19 protein-coding genes are annotated in these 16,297 nt (G+C 55.2%); 12 read left to right on the top strand and 7 right to left on the bottom strand.

Annotated features, from left to right (window positions below):
- Positions 1 to 70: 70 nt before the first annotated feature.
- From ACZ5ER_RS08675 to ACZ5ER_RS08645, 7 genes are all read left to right on the top strand, one after another.
- Entirely contained in the window at positions 71 to 862 is a 792-nt protein-coding gene (locus ACZ5ER_RS08675) for a DUF2666 domain-containing protein (RefSeq protein WP_050003545.1), read from the top strand.
- A 63-nt stretch (positions 863 to 925) separates the two neighbouring features.
- A complete protein-coding gene (locus ACZ5ER_RS08670; RefSeq protein WP_464934241.1) occupies positions 926 to 1,312 on the top strand; it encodes a RidA family protein in 387 nt (128 codons plus the stop codon).
- A 23-nt stretch (positions 1,313 to 1,335) separates the two neighbouring features.
- A complete protein-coding gene (locus ACZ5ER_RS08665) occupies positions 1,336 to 1,704 on the top strand; it encodes a Mov34/MPN/PAD-1 family protein (protein WP_464934240.1) in 369 nt (122 codons plus the stop codon).
- 56 nt (positions 1,705 to 1,760) lie between these two features.
- On the top strand, positions 1,761 to 2,144 hold the full coding sequence (locus ACZ5ER_RS08660; RefSeq protein WP_050003543.1) for an ArsR/SmtB family transcription factor: 384 nt from the start codon (positions 1,761 to 1,763) through the stop codon (positions 2,142 to 2,144).
- On the top strand, positions 2,137 to 2,427 hold the full coding sequence (locus ACZ5ER_RS08655; protein WP_227738707.1) for a nucleotide pyrophosphohydrolase: 291 nt from the start codon (positions 2,137 to 2,139) through the stop codon (positions 2,425 to 2,427). Before ACZ5ER_RS08660 ends, ACZ5ER_RS08655 begins: the two co-directional genes overlap by 8 nt.
- Positions 2,428 to 2,611: 184 nt before the next feature.
- Entirely contained in the window at positions 2,612 to 3,061 is a 450-nt protein-coding gene (locus ACZ5ER_RS08650; RefSeq protein WP_050003541.1) for an Lrp/AsnC family transcriptional regulator, read from the top strand.
- A 71-nt stretch (positions 3,062 to 3,132) separates the two neighbouring features.
- Complete coding sequence (locus tag ACZ5ER_RS08645) at positions 3,133 to 3,849, top strand: DUF92 domain-containing protein (RefSeq protein ID WP_050003540.1); 717 nt, start codon at positions 3,133 to 3,135, stop codon at positions 3,847 to 3,849.
- A 108-nt stretch (positions 3,850 to 3,957) separates the two neighbouring features.
- Here the strand turns inward: ACZ5ER_RS08645 and ACZ5ER_RS08640 are convergent, their stop codons facing one another.
- From ACZ5ER_RS08640 to ACZ5ER_RS08610, 7 genes are all read right to left on the bottom strand, one after another.
- Entirely contained in the window at positions 3,958 to 5,022 is a 1,065-nt protein-coding gene (locus ACZ5ER_RS08640; protein ID WP_464934239.1) for an SPOUT family RNA methylase, read from the bottom strand.
- Positions 5,023 to 5,120: 98 nt separating this feature from the next.
- Positions 5,121 to 5,723: a 30S ribosomal protein S3ae gene (locus ACZ5ER_RS08635; RefSeq protein ID WP_050003538.1), complete on the bottom strand. Its 603-nt coding sequence runs from the start codon at positions 5,721 to 5,723 to the stop codon at positions 5,121 to 5,123.
- Positions 5,724 to 5,738: 15 nt separating this feature from the next.
- Positions 5,739 to 5,999, bottom strand: coding sequence for a KEOPS complex subunit Pcc1 (locus ACZ5ER_RS08630; protein ID WP_050003537.1), 261 nt, complete (start codon positions 5,997 to 5,999; stop codon positions 5,739 to 5,741).
- Positions 5,989 to 7,407 carry a GINS-associated single-strand DNA-specific exonuclease gene (gene gan / locus ACZ5ER_RS08625; RefSeq protein ID WP_050003536.1) on the bottom strand — a complete coding sequence of 473 codons (1,419 nt, stop codon included), beginning with the start codon at positions 7,405 to 7,407 and terminating at the stop codon, positions 5,989 to 5,991. The genes ACZ5ER_RS08630 and gan overlap by 11 nt, the downstream gene beginning before the upstream one ends.
- A 31-nt stretch (positions 7,408 to 7,438) precedes the next feature.
- Positions 7,439 to 7,894 carry a 30S ribosomal protein S15 gene (locus ACZ5ER_RS08620; protein WP_050003535.1) on the bottom strand — a complete coding sequence of 152 codons (456 nt, stop codon included), beginning with the start codon at positions 7,892 to 7,894 and terminating at the stop codon, positions 7,439 to 7,441.
- A gap of 132 nt (positions 7,895 to 8,026) precedes the next feature.
- A complete protein-coding gene (locus tag ACZ5ER_RS08615; protein ID WP_050003534.1) occupies positions 8,027 to 8,905 on the bottom strand; it encodes an AEC family transporter in 879 nt (292 codons plus the stop codon).
- A gap of 67 nt (positions 8,906 to 8,972) precedes the next feature.
- Positions 8,973 to 13,043, bottom strand: a complete 4,071-nt coding sequence (locus tag ACZ5ER_RS08610) for an MMPL family transporter (protein ID WP_464934238.1) — start codon at positions 13,041 to 13,043, stop codon at positions 8,973 to 8,975.
- Positions 13,044 to 13,153: 110 nt separating this feature from the next.
- Here ACZ5ER_RS08610 and ACZ5ER_RS08605 point away from each other — a divergent pair, with 110 nt between their 5' ends.
- From ACZ5ER_RS08605 to ACZ5ER_RS08585, 5 genes are all read left to right on the top strand, one after another.
- Positions 13,154 to 13,633 (top strand): PadR family transcriptional regulator, encoded by a 480-nt coding sequence (locus ACZ5ER_RS08605; protein ID WP_050003532.1) that lies wholly within the window; start codon positions 13,154 to 13,156, stop codon positions 13,631 to 13,633.
- 168 nt (positions 13,634 to 13,801) lie between these two features.
- Positions 13,802 to 14,215, top strand: a complete 414-nt coding sequence (locus ACZ5ER_RS08600) for an ArsR/SmtB family transcription factor (protein WP_050003531.1) — start codon at positions 13,802 to 13,804, stop codon at positions 14,213 to 14,215.
- On the top strand, positions 14,212 to 15,504 hold the full coding sequence (locus ACZ5ER_RS08595) for a hypothetical protein (protein WP_050003530.1): 1,293 nt from the start codon (positions 14,212 to 14,214) through the stop codon (positions 15,502 to 15,504). The genes ACZ5ER_RS08600 and ACZ5ER_RS08595 overlap by 4 nt, the downstream gene beginning before the upstream one ends.
- A gap of 5 nt (positions 15,505 to 15,509) precedes the next feature.
- Positions 15,510 to 15,647 carry a hypothetical protein gene (locus ACZ5ER_RS08590; RefSeq protein WP_156961740.1) on the top strand — a complete coding sequence of 46 codons (138 nt, stop codon included), beginning with the start codon at positions 15,510 to 15,512 and terminating at the stop codon, positions 15,645 to 15,647.
- On the top strand, positions 15,644 to 16,297 hold the full coding sequence (locus ACZ5ER_RS08585) for a DUF4097 family beta strand repeat-containing protein (protein ID WP_464934237.1): 654 nt from the start codon (positions 15,644 to 15,646) through the stop codon (positions 16,295 to 16,297). The genes ACZ5ER_RS08590 and ACZ5ER_RS08585 overlap by 4 nt, the downstream gene beginning before the upstream one ends.

The raw sequence follows: 16,297 nt of genomic DNA, 5'->3' as shown, positions 1-16,297 counted from the left end.
ATTTATAACCTTTTTCGATTGCTGTGGAAAAAGCTAAAAGCAATACCAAGAACTCTGGTCAGGTGAGAGTATGAAGGTCGAAGAGCACATCTTGTTCACCGCTAAACACAAGGACTGGAGCGTCGCGAAGAAGCTGACCGACATGGAAAACGAGAAGATAGCCCACTTCCTGGCGGGGGTATCTAACACGGTCAACGCGAGGATTGGTGACTACCTCGGCGATGCCATAGATGTCAATGGCGTGAAGCAGCTCGCGGAAGAGCTGAGAAAAGACGCACTCTCCGAGACCGTTGTGGCGCTCAAGTCTCCGGGGACGGCCAGAAAGCTCGGTAGCCTTGTGAACGAGACGGACAAGAAGCTCAAGAAGCTTCTCGTTGAGGTTGCAAGGGCCTATCTCGTCAGAGAAACGCTGAGGCCCCTCACGAGTGTTGATTATCCAGAAGGGGCCCTTGAGGGAGCTGACGTTGAGTTCCCGTTCGAAGACGACCACGTGAACTTTACCGCCAAGCACGGGCGCTGGATAGTTGTTAAGAGGCTCATAATAGACGACAAAACCCTCATGCTGGACGTTGCGAGGCTCCTGGCGAGCATAAACGAGACCACCGTCCTCAAGCTCCCCGTTTACGCGGACATTGACCTGGAGGGTATTGAGAGCGAATTCTCGGCCTTCAAAAAGGTCAAAAAGTCCGACATCCCCAAGGTCATTGAGGTTTACGAGGCCTTTGAGCCTTCTCTTTATGTGGACGAGCCCTTCGAGGAGCACGCGAGGGTTTACGCCCTCAGGGCGGCCCTTGAAAAGGTCGGCCTTGCCCTCGATGTCCCAGCCAAGTCCCTTGAAAAGTACCTCGAAAAGAAAGGATGATGAGGCCGAGGACACCTGAGGAAACGATGAGGAATCTTCGCTTCGCTGATGGGGGTAATGAATATGGAAAAGAAAGCCGTCTACACGGAAAAGGCCCCCAAGCCGATAGGGCCCTACAGTCAGGCTGTGCTCGTTGAGGGCGGAAAACTGCTGTTCGTATCGGGTCAGATACCAGTTGATCCCTCGACCGGTGAGGTCGTCGGGGGCACGATAGAGGAGCAGGCCGAGAGGGCAATACGGAACATACTGGCAGTGGTTGGGGCTGCTGGAGGGAGCGCCGAGAACGTTGTCAAGGTTACGGCCTTCCTCCGAGACATCAGCGACTACCCCAAGTTCAACGAGGTCTACAAGAAGTTCTTCTCAGAGTCCAAGCCCGCCAGAGCCGTCGTTGAAGTTTCGAACCTACCAAAGAGCGTTAGGATTGAGATTGAGTGCATAGCTGTTCTCTAACTCTTTTTCTTTGAGGTGAAAGTATGAAGGTACGGATTAGACGGGAGCTCTTCGAGTACCTCTTGCAGCTCGCGAGGAGCGCTTACCCCAACGAGTTTGCGGGCTTTCTCCGGGAAAAGGATGGCATCTTTGAGGAGGTGCTGATAGCTCCAAACCAATATGCGGGGCGGAGGAGCGTATTCTTTGACACCTGGATGCTCCCCTACGACGAGACGATAAAGGGGACAGTCCACTCCCACCCAAGTCCCAATCCCTGGCCTTCCGCAGGTGACCTCGAGTTTTTCTCGAAGTTTGGGGGAGTTCATATCATAATAGCGTGGCCGTTCACGGAGGACACCGTAAGGGCGTATTCCAGCGACGGCAGTGAAATCCCAATGCAGATTGTCGATTAATTTCATATGAAAACTTTTATTAATCCAGGGTGATACTTTAGTTCTAGGTGGTACGCATGAAAGTAGTGGAGCTCTTGGAAAAGCTCGATGAGAAGCAGAAGAAGACCGTTCTGAAGTGCGTGGACAGGTGTGGAATTCCCGAGCTCGACGTGGAGGTAGACCCCACTGTGGACCAGGATAGCATACGGTTCCTCAAGGCGATATCCAACCCGCTCAGGTTTGCAATTCTGAAACTCCTCCGCGACCAGTGGCTTTGCGTCTGCCTCATATCGCAGGCCCTTGGAGAAGACCAGACCCTCATAAGCCACCACCTAAGGACTCTTAAGTCCCTGGGACTGGTCGAGAACAGAAAAGAGGGAAGAATGCACTTCTACAGGGCGAAGAAAGATGCGATTGAGAGGTACTTCCAGATGGTCAAGGGGGAGCTCCTCGGTGAATGAACTGCAGAAACTCGTTGATGAGCTAATCCAGGAGCTTGGGGGCTACTGGAAGCCCTTTGAGATGTTTGCCGCAGTGACCGAAGAACTGGGCGAGCTGGCGGACGCGATGCTGGCATACGAGGGCATCAAGGGGCACGCCGATAAAGACAAACTCCTCGAGGAACTGGGGGATGTCCTCTTTGCCCTCGTCTGCATAGCAAACTACTACGGCATAGACGTCCAAGACGCCCTGAAGAGGAGCGTGGACAAGTACCGGCTAAGAGACTCAAACCAAAAAGTTTGAAAACCGGGTAATTATTGTTGGGGTAATGATATTTCCACACGACACTTTGTTTTATGTCTTTTCTTTAGTCTCCCCTAATTAGGGGGTGGGGAGTAACCTTGTGGTAGGAGAATCGGAGTGAGACGAAATATTTTTATATGCACTGGTCGTTTTTTCCAACTAACCAGAAAGGAGGTGGGCAAAAATGAGGGATAAAATAACTGCCATCGACCTGAGGATCCTTAAGCTGCTCGCCAAGAATGCTCGCCTTACCTACAAGGAGCTTGCCGAACTCCTCGGTACAACGAGGCAGAGGATTTCGAGGAGAATGAACAGGCTTGAGCAGAGTGGGGTCATACTCAAATATACCATCATACCCGATTATGATGCCATGGGCTATATCCATGTCGTCTTAGGAGTCACCATCAAGCCCGATGTTGACATTGGGGAGGTCATAAACGTCCTCAAGAACGACGAGAACGTCAAGGTAATCCAGCGCGCAATCGGCTCCCACAACTTGGTTCTCCACGTAATTGGCCCCAAGGACATGAAGGAGCTTGAGAGGATAATTTCTGAGGTTACCAAGAAGATACCCGGGATAGAGAGCCTTGACATAACATTCATCACCGAGACGGTGAAGTTCGAGACCCTCTGATTTTTCTTCCCTATTTCGTCCAGGGAAAAACGTAATAAACTCAACTTATAACTTCCCTCAGGTGTCAGAGGATGCTCGGAAGGATTGTCACAGACGTTGCAATCGTTGCAGTGCTTGGCGTTGGTGCGTATAAAACGAAAGCCCTTGACTGGAGGGGCACAGTCTCAGCGGCACTTCTTGGCTTAGCAGTCCTTGAGCTCGGTGGAGTTTATCCGTTCCTCGCGCTTCTGACGTTCGTTGTCCTCGGTGTTCTTGCCACCAAGTACCGCTACGAGGAGAAGAAAAGGCGGGGAGTTGCCCAGTCCAATGGCGGAGTGAGGAGCTGGGGCAACGTCCTGGGCAACGGCCTCGCGGTGGTTCTCTTCCTCGTGATTGAAAAGCTCACCATGATGGACACCTTCTGGGCGGGCACGTTCTCGGCGATAGCTACCGTTAACGGGGACACCCTTGCGAGCGAGCTCGGCAAAGTCTTCGGGAAGAGGCCCAGGCTGATAACCAACCTCCGTCCTGTAAAGCCAGGTGTGAATGGGGGAGTCTCGCTTGCCGGTGAGCTGTTTGCTCTTATCGGCTCTCTGGTTATAGCACTCTTCGCGCTTCCCCTGACGGAATACAAGGGCCAGATGCTCCTTGCAGTTGTAACCGGTGGGTTTATCGGCGTAAACCTTGACAGCCTTATCGGGGCGACCCTTGAGAACTGGGGCGTTACCGACAACAACTCGACGAACTTCCTCGCGAGCCTGCTCGGTGGCCTTGCAGGGGCTGGTCTGTTCTATCTCCTCCTTCAGTGAAGTTTAAGAAACCTCTTCTCTTAAAGCCGAGGGGCGGATGATGACTACGGCGGATTCCTGAGCGGTGAGGACGACCTTAGGGGCTGACGCCGAAAAAAGGAAATGAAGTCATTCCCCTTCTTTCTCCTCTTTCCCGTTCTCCCTCAAAAACTCCTCGTAAACTTCCCAGAGGGAGACCAGCGTTGCAGGGATTCCATGCTCGGTGGCAAAGGTCATGTACGGGGCCAGGTCCACGACGTAGTCGGCAAAGCGGAAGACGCCGCGCGGGATTCCCTCACGGGAGCCTATGAAGACCACCACTTCCCTCGCGTGGTGCATGTCCCTCGCGAGTTCCTCCTTGACCTCCGCCAGCGTCGGGCCCTTCGGGTCGGTTATTATGAGAAGCCTCTTGTTGCGCCTCTTGTCCCTGACAACCTGGTAGAGGTCCCACACTGAGACCGGAACCTTCTCGACCTTCCAGGGATAGGCCTCGCGCTGTATCTTGTAGCGGCTTTCCTGTCCGATTTTGACTCCCTTGAGGAACTCCATCAGCTCAAAGGCGTCCATCTTCTCCTTGGGGGCTATTATAAGCTCCTTGACTTCAAACGCCTGTGCCGCCCTGCCTATCTTTTCGCCGAACTTCCTGCAGGCCTTGTAGTCTCCCCAGTAGGGCATCTGGACGACCGTGAGTTTTCTGAAGAGCTTCCTTGCGTCGATCTTGTTGGGAGTGTACTTCCTGTACTCCTCCCCCGGAAGAACCGAGATGTATGCCCTATCGCCGATTATCTCAACCTGGACGACCTTATCGGGCCAGCTCAGGTTGACGTCTGCCCCGCTCAGTTCCTTTATCCTCGCCCCAAGAACCCTGTTCACGTCTATGCTCGAAAAGTCGTGCTTTCCGCGCCTCTTCGTTTTGACGGCGTAGGTCTCGTTCTCCCCGATGAGGTGGGCAATCTTCTCGGCGCTCTCCGCTATCTTCTCAAGGTCGGCCTCGGTCTCGACGAGAACCGGGATAACGCGCTCCACCTCGGGTATCTCAAGGAGCTTCTCATAGGCATTCTCGTCTGCCTCCACGAGAACGAGCCCGGTGTAGCCCATCGGCGCAATCCAGACTTCCGCGTCGGGAACCGCTTCCGTAATGTAGTTGCCGGCAACGGCTTCCATGTCTCGCTGGGTCTTTACAAGGAACTTCATGTTCTCACCCCATTGAAGTTGGATGGACTCTTAAAAAGTTGGTCGTTGAGTTGAATAGAAAAGCACAGAGGGGTCAAAAGAGATTTTTCAGAGGGCCGTCAGGCCCCCGGCTCGGCGAGAACCTTTATCTTCCTGACCTCAGCGCGCTTGATCGGGTATATCTTCTTGGCCTCCTTGGCAATCTCTTGGGCGATCTGGCCGTTGACGGACTGGAGGACAAAGTCGGCGAAGTTGAGCTCCTCAGCCTTCTTGTAGATGATGTCCTGCATGATCTTCCTTATGGCCCTCTCCTGGCTGGTCTGAATCCTCCTGTAGGCGATGACCATGCCCATGACACGGAGCTTGTAGCCGTCCTTGGTGGTGATGTTGAAGATTCCGTCAACGCGGGTGGTCCTTCTCCTGACGAGGCTCCTTATGTAGCTCCTGGCGAGGGTGTGGCCCTTGAACTTGGTGTAGGCGTTCTGGCCCTTGACGTCGTAGACCTGGAAGTAGAGCTTGACATGGCTCTTGGTGAAGTCACCGGTAATGTCCCTGAGGGTGGTCTCGACGACCCTACCGATGACCTTCTCGGGGTCGTCAGCGGGGGTGAGGCCTATCTCCTTGCTTCCGAAGAACTCCGGAGCGTAAACCACGAACCACTCTTTCATCTTCCACTTATCCTTGGCAGCGGCTGCCTTACGCCTTGGGTTACCCTTTGCCATCTTAACACCTCCAGTTCATACCTTTTCGGTCATTTCCTCGGCGACTTTGACCGAAAACACCAAATCATCGAGTGCTTTGATGAGTGTCTCAATCTCACCCGAGTATTTAACCTTTGTTATAACGTCCCCATCAACCCATCGGGTTCGCACATTTAAACTTTTCTTTAGCTCCTCGGGCATTGCATCGTTGTCAACCTCTATAGCGCCGGCTATCGCTCTAGCCTTGAGCTCGTCGCCGTAGTGCCACCGTATCTCAACGTCCGCCTTAATCTTCATTGCCCTTCACCTGCTTTCCGAGTACTTCGTTGAAGAGTTTAATGAACTCGTCTATCTTGCCCTTGGGGAAGCGTATTCCGGCCGCTATCGCGTGGCCGCCGCCCTCTCCTCCGAGCTTCTCAGCGACCTCTTTCAGCGCCTCTCCGAGGTGGTAGCCCTTTTCCAGGGCCTTCTCGGTCGTTCTGGCGGAGGCCTTAACGAGGTTCTCGTCCTCCTCGCTGTCCGCTATCACGACGACGGGCTTCTCTGGGTTGGCCAGGCCCGCGTTGATGGCCATGTTGGCAACTATCCCCACGAGCGTGTCGCGGATGTTCCTGCCAGCGTAGAAGACGTAGGCATGCTCTCCTTCATCAACCATGCTCCAGTTCTGGATAAGGAACTTCCTAGCCTCTATCTGCTCCTTCTTGTAGTCTTCGAGCATCTTTCTGGCCTTCTTGTATGCATCCTCATCGCCGAGGCATATCGCCACGCCGAGAGTTCCCGCGTTCAACCTTCCCGTCGCGTTGAGGAGCGTTGCGAACTCCCTGGCCTCGTGCCTGACGTCGCCCTCGGGATACAGCGGGCTCACGACAACGTCCCCTATGAGCCTGTCTATGGCTTCTTTCGGTGCGGAGTGCTTTATCATGTGGACGAGCAAGGCCTCGTGGAGCTTCCTCTTCTCCTCCTCGCGGAGCTGCCAGTAGTGGAGTTCCGGGTCGAAGCCCCTCGCGCGGAGCCACTCTATTGCCTTTCGCTCATCGCCGGTTATCTCGGGTATCTCTGGATTGGTCGCGTAGGCCAGCATCTGGTAGAGGGGCCTGCTCTCCCTGCCGAAGAGCCTTAACTCCTTCCTGACCTCAAGGATTCCGAGCTTCTTGCCGTCCTCAAGGATTTCAAGGTTGAGGCCGTGGAAGGTGCCGTCTATCTCCTGCATGTCTCCAACCGCACCGACAGTGGCTATGTAAGCCAGGTCCCTGTTCTTATCGTTCATCTCCCTGGCAACGAAGTAGGCGACGCCCGAACCGCTCAAGTCGCGGACGCTGTTTGCCCCGAAGGGAACCGGGTTTATGAGGACCTTGGACTCGCTCGAAAAGTCGCCCTCCGGTGGGTGGTGGTCGGCCACAACGACGGTCGCAAAGTCGAGCTTTTTCTGAATCAGCTCGATTGAACCGCTTCCGAGGTCGCTGAAGACGTAGATTTCCCTCTTCTCACGTGCGAGCTCTTCTATGAGCTCTTCGCTGACCTGCTTGACGATGCTGAGCTGAAAGCTCCCGCCCTCTCTGGCTATTGCCTTGGCAAGAACAGCGCCAGCAGTTATTCCGTCGGCGTCGCGGTGGGAGATGAGCCTTATAGTGTGCCCTAACTCGATGTGCATCTTGATAAGCTCGGCTCCCTCGCGAACCCTCTCCAGAAAGGCTTCCCTGTCCACGGGGCATCACCAAGGAAGAAGAAGGAGAGGGTCAGCGAACAAGGAGCTTCGCCTGCTCTGGGTCGTAGCGCCACTTGGCCGGAAGCTTTCCGGTTCTCCTGTAGTACTTGACAAGGCGCCTAATCTTGCTCTCAATGAGCTGGAGGCCCCTCCTTGAGTGCTTGTCCTTGGGGTGCTGCTCGAGGTGCTTCCTGAGGTTCACGGCGCGCCTGATGAGGAACATGAGGTCTTCCGGAATCTCCGGGGCAAGGCCGTTCTCCTCAAGAATCTTGGTTATCTTCTTGCCGGTGACGAGCTTGACGCTGGGTATGCCGTACTGGTCACGGAGGATGGTTCCTATCATCGCGGTGCTGTAGCCCTCCTTCCTGAGCTTAACAACGAGCGCCTCGACCTCTTCAGCGGTGTACTCCACCCAGGTCGGCGGAGCGGTCCTTGGAGGCCTCTTTGAACCAGACTTACCCCTCTTTCTCGCGTGTATCCTTGCCATACAACCACCTCCCGGTGACGGCCAGCTCCCGCCAGCCGCCCCTTCGCGTTGGGAATTGAGGAGGTATTTAAAAAGGTTTGCCCAGGCTGGCATAACCCGTAGCCTTGAAGAGAATAAGGGAGAAGCGGCGTGCTATAGTACCAACTTCAACGCCAAAAACAGTCCGATGACGAAGAGTGTGAGGACGAAGGTTACGCTTATGGCTTCTTCTGCCTTGAGCCTGTACTGAGCCAGGATTGCGTTGGCCGCTATTGCTGGAGGCATGCTCGCCTCGACGAGAACCGAGTAAAAGACCTCCGGCCTTTCCCACCGGAGGGTGAGGAAAACAAAGGTGAATGGAATCGCTATCCTGAAGGCCCCAACTTCAGCGAGCTTGCGCCAGTCGAAACTCCTCAGCGTTATCCGCGAGCCGAAGTAGATGACGAGCAATGGAATGCTGAGCCAGCCGACGGTTTTTACCGGCTCAAGGATTTGGGCAGGAAGATGAACGCCGCCTATGACGAGTGCAAGGGCGAAGAGGTTCGCCACCGTCGGCGGGAACTTAAGGGCCTTGATGAAGCTTTCCTTAACGCTCGCGCCCCCGCTGGAGTAGTGGGCCGCTATGAAGGTGACGATTGGGATGACTATCATTGAGTTGGTCGTGGAGTAGAGTATCGCGGGCGTTATGTCGTCGAGGAAGAGGCTCGCTATGGGAAAGCCAAGCGCTGCCGTGTTGGGGTAGACCGAGAGAACCATCAGCGCGCCGGCCCAGGGGTTGTTTTTGAGCTTAAAGCGCCCGTAAAGGTAGGAGGTCGAGAGACTTAGTCCCACGATAATAAAAACGTAGAGAAAGACTGTTTTGATGCCCAGCAGATAGTTCAAATCCTTACTCGCAACGTTTCCGAAGATGAAGAGGGCCAGAAGGACATCGTTCACGATGATTCTGAGGTAATTGAAGGGCCTCTCGTCTTTGAGGATTAGCTTGAGGACGTAGCCGACCGCTATGAGGGCGAGCATCTCGGCGATGTTCATGGTGAAAGCTCCGGCTTAGCGTTTAAAAGTCTGCCGAATGGAAAGAAAAAAGAAGGGGGTTGGGGCTTCACTTCCTCTCGTCCTTCTTTCCGCCCTTGTGCAGTGGCCACCAGGCCTTCTCGCCGAAGAGGGCCATCGTGGCCGGACCTATCAGATAGACCGCCGCCGTAGCGGTGAGAAGCACTCCGACTGCCAGTGCAAAGCCTATCTCCCTTATTCCCCACGTTGCACCCGTCATCAGTGAACCGTATGTGGCGGCGAGCACCGCTGCAAGCCCGACGACCAGTGTGTCCATCGTTCCCGCGGCGACCACCAGTGCATCCTTCGCGCTCCTGCGCTCGAACTCGTCCCTGGCCTTGACGAGGTAGAAGCTGTTGTAGTCAATGCCGACTCCCAGGAGCACTATGAAGACGAGCATCGGCAGGAACCACATGACCTGCTGGCCAAAGACCTGCTCAAAGAGCCAGCTGGAGACGGTTATGCTGAGGAGCACGCCGGTGCCTATGGTACCTATAGTGGTTATTACGGCAGGCAGTCCCTTGAGCGTCGGTATGAGGGAGAGGAACATGAGCACGAGCGCCACCGGGAAGAGTCTGTGCCAGAAGACGTCGTTGATGAGGTCGCTGAGGTCGAGCGCCAGTGCGGTGCTTCCGCCGACCATTCCCGACTTTATCGCTCCCGACTCCTCCTCGTCCTTCACTACCTCCCTTATCGTCCTCACCATGTCCTTGGAGCGGTCGTCGGTGGCCCCGTACTCTCCGGTGACCTGGATAAGCACTTTGGTACTGTCCTCGGACAGGTAGCGGTTGCCCCCAATGGTCTTCAGCTCGTCCACACTCGCGTTCACGGGCTTTCCGTAGGGCTGGGTAAGGGTGTAGACGTACTTAACGCCCGGAACCTTCGAAACCCTCTCCGCGAGTTCGCTGATGGTCTTGAGGTCGCTGTCGCTCACAGGGTGCCCGAGGTCGATTAGGATGTAGGTCGGGGAGGTAACTCCTGCACCGACCGTGCTCTCGCTGAGCTTGAGGAAGTTGTAGGTCTCGCTGTCCTTGGGGATGAAGAGCTTTATATCATGGGTTCCGTTGAAGTTCACGAAGTTGTACGCCGCCGGAACGGCTATGAGGAGCGCTATGAGCACAACCACCTTGGCGTGCTTGACGGCCCACTCCGCGATTCTGCTCCTCTCGTGGAGGTCCACCCTCTCGATGTGGTGCTTTATGTGCCTCGGCCACCAGAATATCGGCTTGTCGCCTATGAGGACGGTTATCGCCGGAATGAAGGTTAAGCTGGCCAGGAGGACGACTATAACGGCTAAGGGCGCTATCATGCCGATGGTCTTGAATATCGGGAACTCCCAGGCGAGGACGAAGCTCGCGAAGGCCACAACGTCGGTTGATGCGCTGGCCAGAACGGCGTCTTTGGCCCTCTTAAGGGCCTCGCTCGCCGCCCTGTTGTGGTCGTAGCCTTCAGCGAGGTACTCCTTGAAGCGGTGGAGGTAGTAGGTCGAGTAGTCTATACCGAGACCAAGTGCCGTCGTGACGGTCAGCATCTGGGCCCAGCTCCCGACGTCGAGGTAGTCTCCCTTAGCGAGCAGGTAGAGGATTCCAAGTGCTGTGAGGGTCGCAGTCGCGACTCCTGTGAATGGCAGGAGCGTTGCAAGCAGAGCCGCGCCCATGAGGATGAACAGCACGATTAGAGCACCGACCACGCTGAACTTCGTGGTCTTGTCGTTGTCCTCCTTGCCGTACTTGATTGCCTCGTAGGTTTGAACGGGCGTTCCGGTTACGTACACCTCTACCTTCTGTGAGACCTTCTCGAACTCCTTCAGGGCCACTTCCTTTGCCTTCAGCGAGCTCTCATACTGGGCTTTACTCTGCTTTTCCAGGTCGCTTACGCCCTCCAGGCCCTTTGGAACGAAGAGAACCAGCATCGTCCTGTTGTCGGGGCTCTTGAGCATTCCCATGTAGTCCTTGGCGAGGCCGTAGATTGACGGGTAAATCTCCTCCTCTATCGGCCTAACGTCTTCTCTGGTTATCACGCTCGGGTCGTCCCTGAACCTGAAGGCTATCTCGACGAGCTGGGAAGTGTTGATGTGGAGCTCAACTCCAAGGTTTATGTCCCCGATGAACTTCTCAACGAGCTTCGCGGTCTTCTCCTTAACGAGGGCCTCGATTTCAGCCTCGCCCATCGGGTATTTTTCGGCAACAGTGAGCATAATCTCCTTCAGCGTCTCTTTAACGTCTTCTGGGGCGTTTACGTTGGCGAGCTCCTTGTTCACACCTTCCTCGAAGAGTTCATACGCTATCGTATAGGGGTCCTTTCCTGCGTAAACCTCGTCAACAACCTTTCCAAGGTCTATCGGTGCGTCCCCTGCAAGGTTCGTGATAATCTTCTTAACGGCCTCCTTCACGCCAATTCCCTTGGCGAGCTCCTCCGGGTTCTTGACGACGACGTTCACTATCGTCTCCGCGACCTTCTCGTCCCCGAGCCTCTCCGCCGTGTTCTGGACGAGCAGTTCCCTCACTATCGGTCTGATGTTTCCATTTGAGTCATAGACCTCACCTATGACGCTCTCCGGAAGCTCAACGCCTTTCTCCTTCACGAGCTCGGCGAGCAGTGAAACGGTTGCCTTCTTCAAGGTCTCGGGGTTCTTCGCCAGAACGCCTGTTGCTTTGGCGTCGAAGGCAACGACGGTCTTCGCTATCGGCTTGGCCAGGGACTTCTGCTCGGCTGGGAGCTTCTCGACCAGCGCCCCGGTGAGGAGGTTAATTTCGAGCTCCCTGGTCGGGCCGTAGACGAGGAGCGTTCTCAGTACCTCGTCGGCATTGGGCATCTGGAGGAGAGGACTACCTGCCATGAGTGCCTTCGCGACCTCGATTGTGGCGTTCTCAACGGCGGGAGCACTTGGGTTCCTTCCGAGGCCTATCGAGACGTTTACGATGTACGAGAGGGTCTTGGCGGGAACACTGCCGAAGCCCGGAACGGTGTAGCTTCCGCCTGCCTTTTCGATGAGGAGCGGGAGGTTGGAGAGTGCGTTGCCCGCTATCTCCTCGACGGGCTCAACCGCGTTCTCGCCGAGCTGTATGAGCGCGTAGTTGCTACCAGCCTGCCCGTCGAACGCCACAACACCGCCGTAGAAGGCGGCAGAGTAGGCCTCCGCTAGGCTCCTCTGCATCGGGTCGTCTATCTGGTTTAGGACTATACCCCTCGTGACGTTGACAAGGAGCGCATCGGTTACTGCCGATGGCCCGTAGGCCGAATAGACTTTGTAAGTAGCGTTGTAGACCGCGTAGACAAACTCGACGGGGACTCCGAGCCGGGTTGCTATTGCCTTGGCCGTCATTTCGCTGAGCCCGCTCTGGTAAGCCCCTGCCTTAACGAGCGCTCCGTAGGTTCCGAGAACGCCGAGGTAAGTCCTCGCGTAGCCGTCGCTCAGGTTGTAGAGGCCGAAGTTGAGGCCCGCTATCGTTGAGTTCAGCGTTTTCAGCTGTTCGCTTGCGGTGGTTAGGTTCTGGTGTAATTGAACATAGGCCAAGTCCGTCTGGTTGAGCGCTTCCCTTAAGGCTAGGCTCTGGTTGTAGAGAACGCTCAGGTTGGCATCGAGCGCGAGGTAAGCACCGGCGAGCTGGGGAAGGGTTTCGTTGAGCTCCTTTACCTGGTCGCTGAGGTTCTGGATCTGTGAAAGGAGCGCCCCATAGGTGTCGCTGGCATTGATGGCTGATGTATAGAAGATCCCCGTGAGGTTTGCGGTGGTCTTTGTGAGGTTTAACGCCATCTCGTAGGACTCGTTTTGGAGCATATCAACGGCGTCGTAGTAAGAGGTAAAGTTCGAGCCGTAGGGCGCTGCCTCGGCCTTGAAGCGCTCGTAGGCGTCCCTCGTTGCCGGGTCGTTCACGTCCACCCCGCTGACTATCATGTACGTCTGGTTGTTGCTGGTCGCGAACTCCGGGAACTCCTTCGTTAGGGTCTCCTGCACCTTAACTGACTCCACGTCCTTGGGCAGGAACTGGTCCGTGCTGTAGTTCGTGAGGTCGCTCAGCTTTGCCGCAAGGGGCATTGAGAGCATGACGACGATGACCCAGAGGGCCACGATGGCCTTTGCGTGCTTTACTATCCATTCGTTCCACGCCATGTCCATCACCATTGTCGTTTATCAACATGATAAATTCAAACATGTCAAATTTCGACATGTCGTTGAGAGAATTGCTTATAAGGATTGTGGTTTAACCTTCAATTACGGTGGTCGCAATGGGAGAAGACATGGAGCGGAAGATAATCAAGGGGCTCTTTACGGTTCCCCTGAAGAACATCATACTGGTCATCGTCGGCCTCAAAGGGGAAACCCACGGCTATGAAATCCTAAAAGAGCTTGAAAAGCTTGCAATCGGTCTCTGGAAGCCGAGCCACAGCAACCTGTACACAATACTCAACAAGATGGTCGAAGAAGGCCTTCTGGAGCCCCATGAGGAGTACCGCGGAAAGGTAAGGCGCGTTAAGTACCGGCTGACCGACAAGGGCTGGGAGTACCTGAGGACGTCAAACGACCTGGCTCTCCGGACCTTCTACACTGCAATAAGCTACCACGAGAGGCTTAAGAAGAAGATTGAAGAGACTGGCCGGGCGCGGAAGATTGACAAGGAAACGCTGAGGGAGTACCTTGAGCTCCTCAAGCACATCAAGAACCTGCTTGATGAGGAGATTAAGACTATAGAATCTCGGCTTGAGTGAGTCTTGTTGTCATTCTTCTTTTGTCCTGCTGTTTCGTATTTGGCTCTTGTTAACTATTGATTATGGCTCTTCATCTTTGACCCTTCTCACACCGATAAACTTTTATATACTTGGCGCACTAGTTAAGTACAGAAAATTGTACTACAAAAATCTGTACCTGGTGGTACCATGGAGAACGACCTGAAGGTTCAGCTCGAAGAGCTGAAGAAGAGGCTGGAGGTGCTGGAGGAAAACATTGACCCCGTTGATGAGGTCATGCTCTCGATAAAGGCCCGGCTCAGGAGAAAGCTCGAAGGCGGAAGCCTGCCCGAGATAGACGAGGAGAGAGCTGCGAAAACCCTCAAGGCCCTCGCCAACCCCGACAGGATTAGGGTGCTCAAGATGCTCTCCGAGGGGCCGATGAGCTTCAAAGAGATAAAGGAAGCGCTGGGCGTGGAGAGCCCGACCGTTTCGCACCACCTGAAGCTCCTCCTGAAAACGGGGATGATCAGGAAAGGCGAGAGGTATGAAATCTCGCCCAACGGCCGTTTGTTTTTGCGCCTGCTGGAGATAATTACCGCCCTTGAGGAGGTGGAAGAATGAGTGTTTGGAACTACAGCATTACGGGCTACGAAAGCCCGAGGTTTAAGATAGCTGAGTACCTCAAAAAGCTCACCGCAGTGCTCCTGATCGTCTGGCTCTTTAAAGGCCACCTCGGCCTTGAAGAGTACAACCACTACATTGTCTACGCGATAATAGCTCTAATCTTTGCCTTTGAACTGCTGAGCGTGGGGAAGTGGTTCGGCGTAACGCTGACCGGAATAATCTTCGCACTGGCAAAGGGTGCGTTTTGGACTGCCCTGTTCCTGTACTTCGGCGGCTGGCTCGGCATGCCCGAAGACCTCCACGACCTAGCTGGAAGGGCCTTCGCATACTCCGTTGTCCTCGCCATAGCGGGACTGCTCATCGGCAAGGGCGAAGAAAGGCACTTTCAGTGGAAGGTCGAGAAGAAGGCCTACGAGTTCAATGGGGCCGACTTCGGCGACGTGGGGCTAAGGGGAGAGGGAAGAGCGTACCCCGTAAAGTTCGGCGGGAAGCGGGTTGGCTGGGTGATAGATGGAAGCGTTGAAGTTGAGGTGGAGACTCCGCTCGGAAAGATAAGGAAAGCCCTCTCAAGTCCAGTCGCGGTGTGGGGAGAGCTGAAGGTTGGGAAGAAAACAAATGCTGACGAGGGCTTCGTTGAAACTGCAAATCGCTTGATTAACCCGGACAGGCTCTACAGAAAGACGAAGGGCGAGAGCGTAGTGGATTTGGGCATAATCAAGGTCTACGAGGGCGAGGACTTCGAGTACGTGAAGCTGCCTTTCATTGAGGTCGTAGATACACCGCACGGGGAGAGGGTCAGGATAGGCCCGATACACATCCATGACGGAATCGTTGGGGGGTTCAAGGATATGCTGACCATCAGGGAGCTCCGCAACGGCTTCCAGCTCACCAAGGTAGGCGAGAGGCTGAAGGTTCAGACCGACGAGTACTCCATCGAGGTCGACGGTGAGAGGGTGATCTACCGGAGCGGAAACGAGAGCCTCAGCTTGGGCGAAACCGTTTCCCTGCGCTCGGGCGACGTCTCGGTCAGCGTCGGCAGGGGAAGGGCCAAGATACGCATCGAGGACGTCGTAATCTCCGCCAGAGACGGCACGGTGCGCATAAGGACGGGGGGCAAAGCGTACACCATAGAGAACGGCGACGCCTATAGGCTGGTGGTCAGGAAGGCGAAGGAGATAGTGGAGGAGCAGAGCGCCGGGCTGATAGAGGGCCTCGGCATAGACAGGACCCTGCTCAACAGGCGCGTGAAGGAGCTCCTCGACGAGCTGACATCATACCTGGGGTGAGTGGGATGGAGACCGCGGCAATTTCAAAGGCTCCCGATACCATCACAATCGCCGATGGACGGGAGGAGTGTTGCGAAAAGAAGACGGGGCACGAGAGGCCCCTTTTCGATTTTGAATTTCATCCGCTGGAGGGTTTGATATGATATTTGAAAACGTCCAGGAAGTCGACATAAAGGCCACCAACGGCCGGATCGAGATTGAAGGCTGGGAAAATGACTACGTCGAGGTGGATTACACCGTCCACGGCGAGGTAAACGTTGAAGTCGAGCAGAAGGGAAGCAGGCTCGTCATCAGGGAGGAGCCGAAGAAAAAGTTCCTGGACCTGCTCAGGGAGAACGGTTGGGCTGAGATAGAGGTGAAGGTTCCGCGGAGCGTCCCGGTGAGCGCGAAGAACGTGAACGGCGAGCTTAAGGCCAGGGGCGTGCGCTTTGAGGAAGTCACGACGGTTAACGGCGAGATAGGCCTGAAGGACTGCGAGGCCGAAAAGCTCAGCACGGTGAACGGCGAGATAAGGGCTCACCTAACGGTTGCTGGCCCCCTGAAGGCCTCCACCGTGAACGGTGAAATCGAACTTACCATCGAGGAGCTCGAGGGGGACGTTGAGGTAAGCTGCGTCAACGGTGACATCGTGCTTCGCCTGACCGAGTTCTGCGATGCCAGGATAGTCAGCAAAAGGGTCAATGGAGACGTCAAACTGGTCGGCATAGACCCGGACGACCCCGTTATAGGGACGGGTGAGTTCGAGGTCCGGGCCAGCACTGTGAACGGCGACGTGAGGGTCGAGCTGATTTGA

This window comes from Thermococcus marinus, assembly GCF_055389025.1.
Note: the sequence above shows the minus strand (reverse complement) of the source record. Positions and strands in the feature narration are given on the sequence as shown.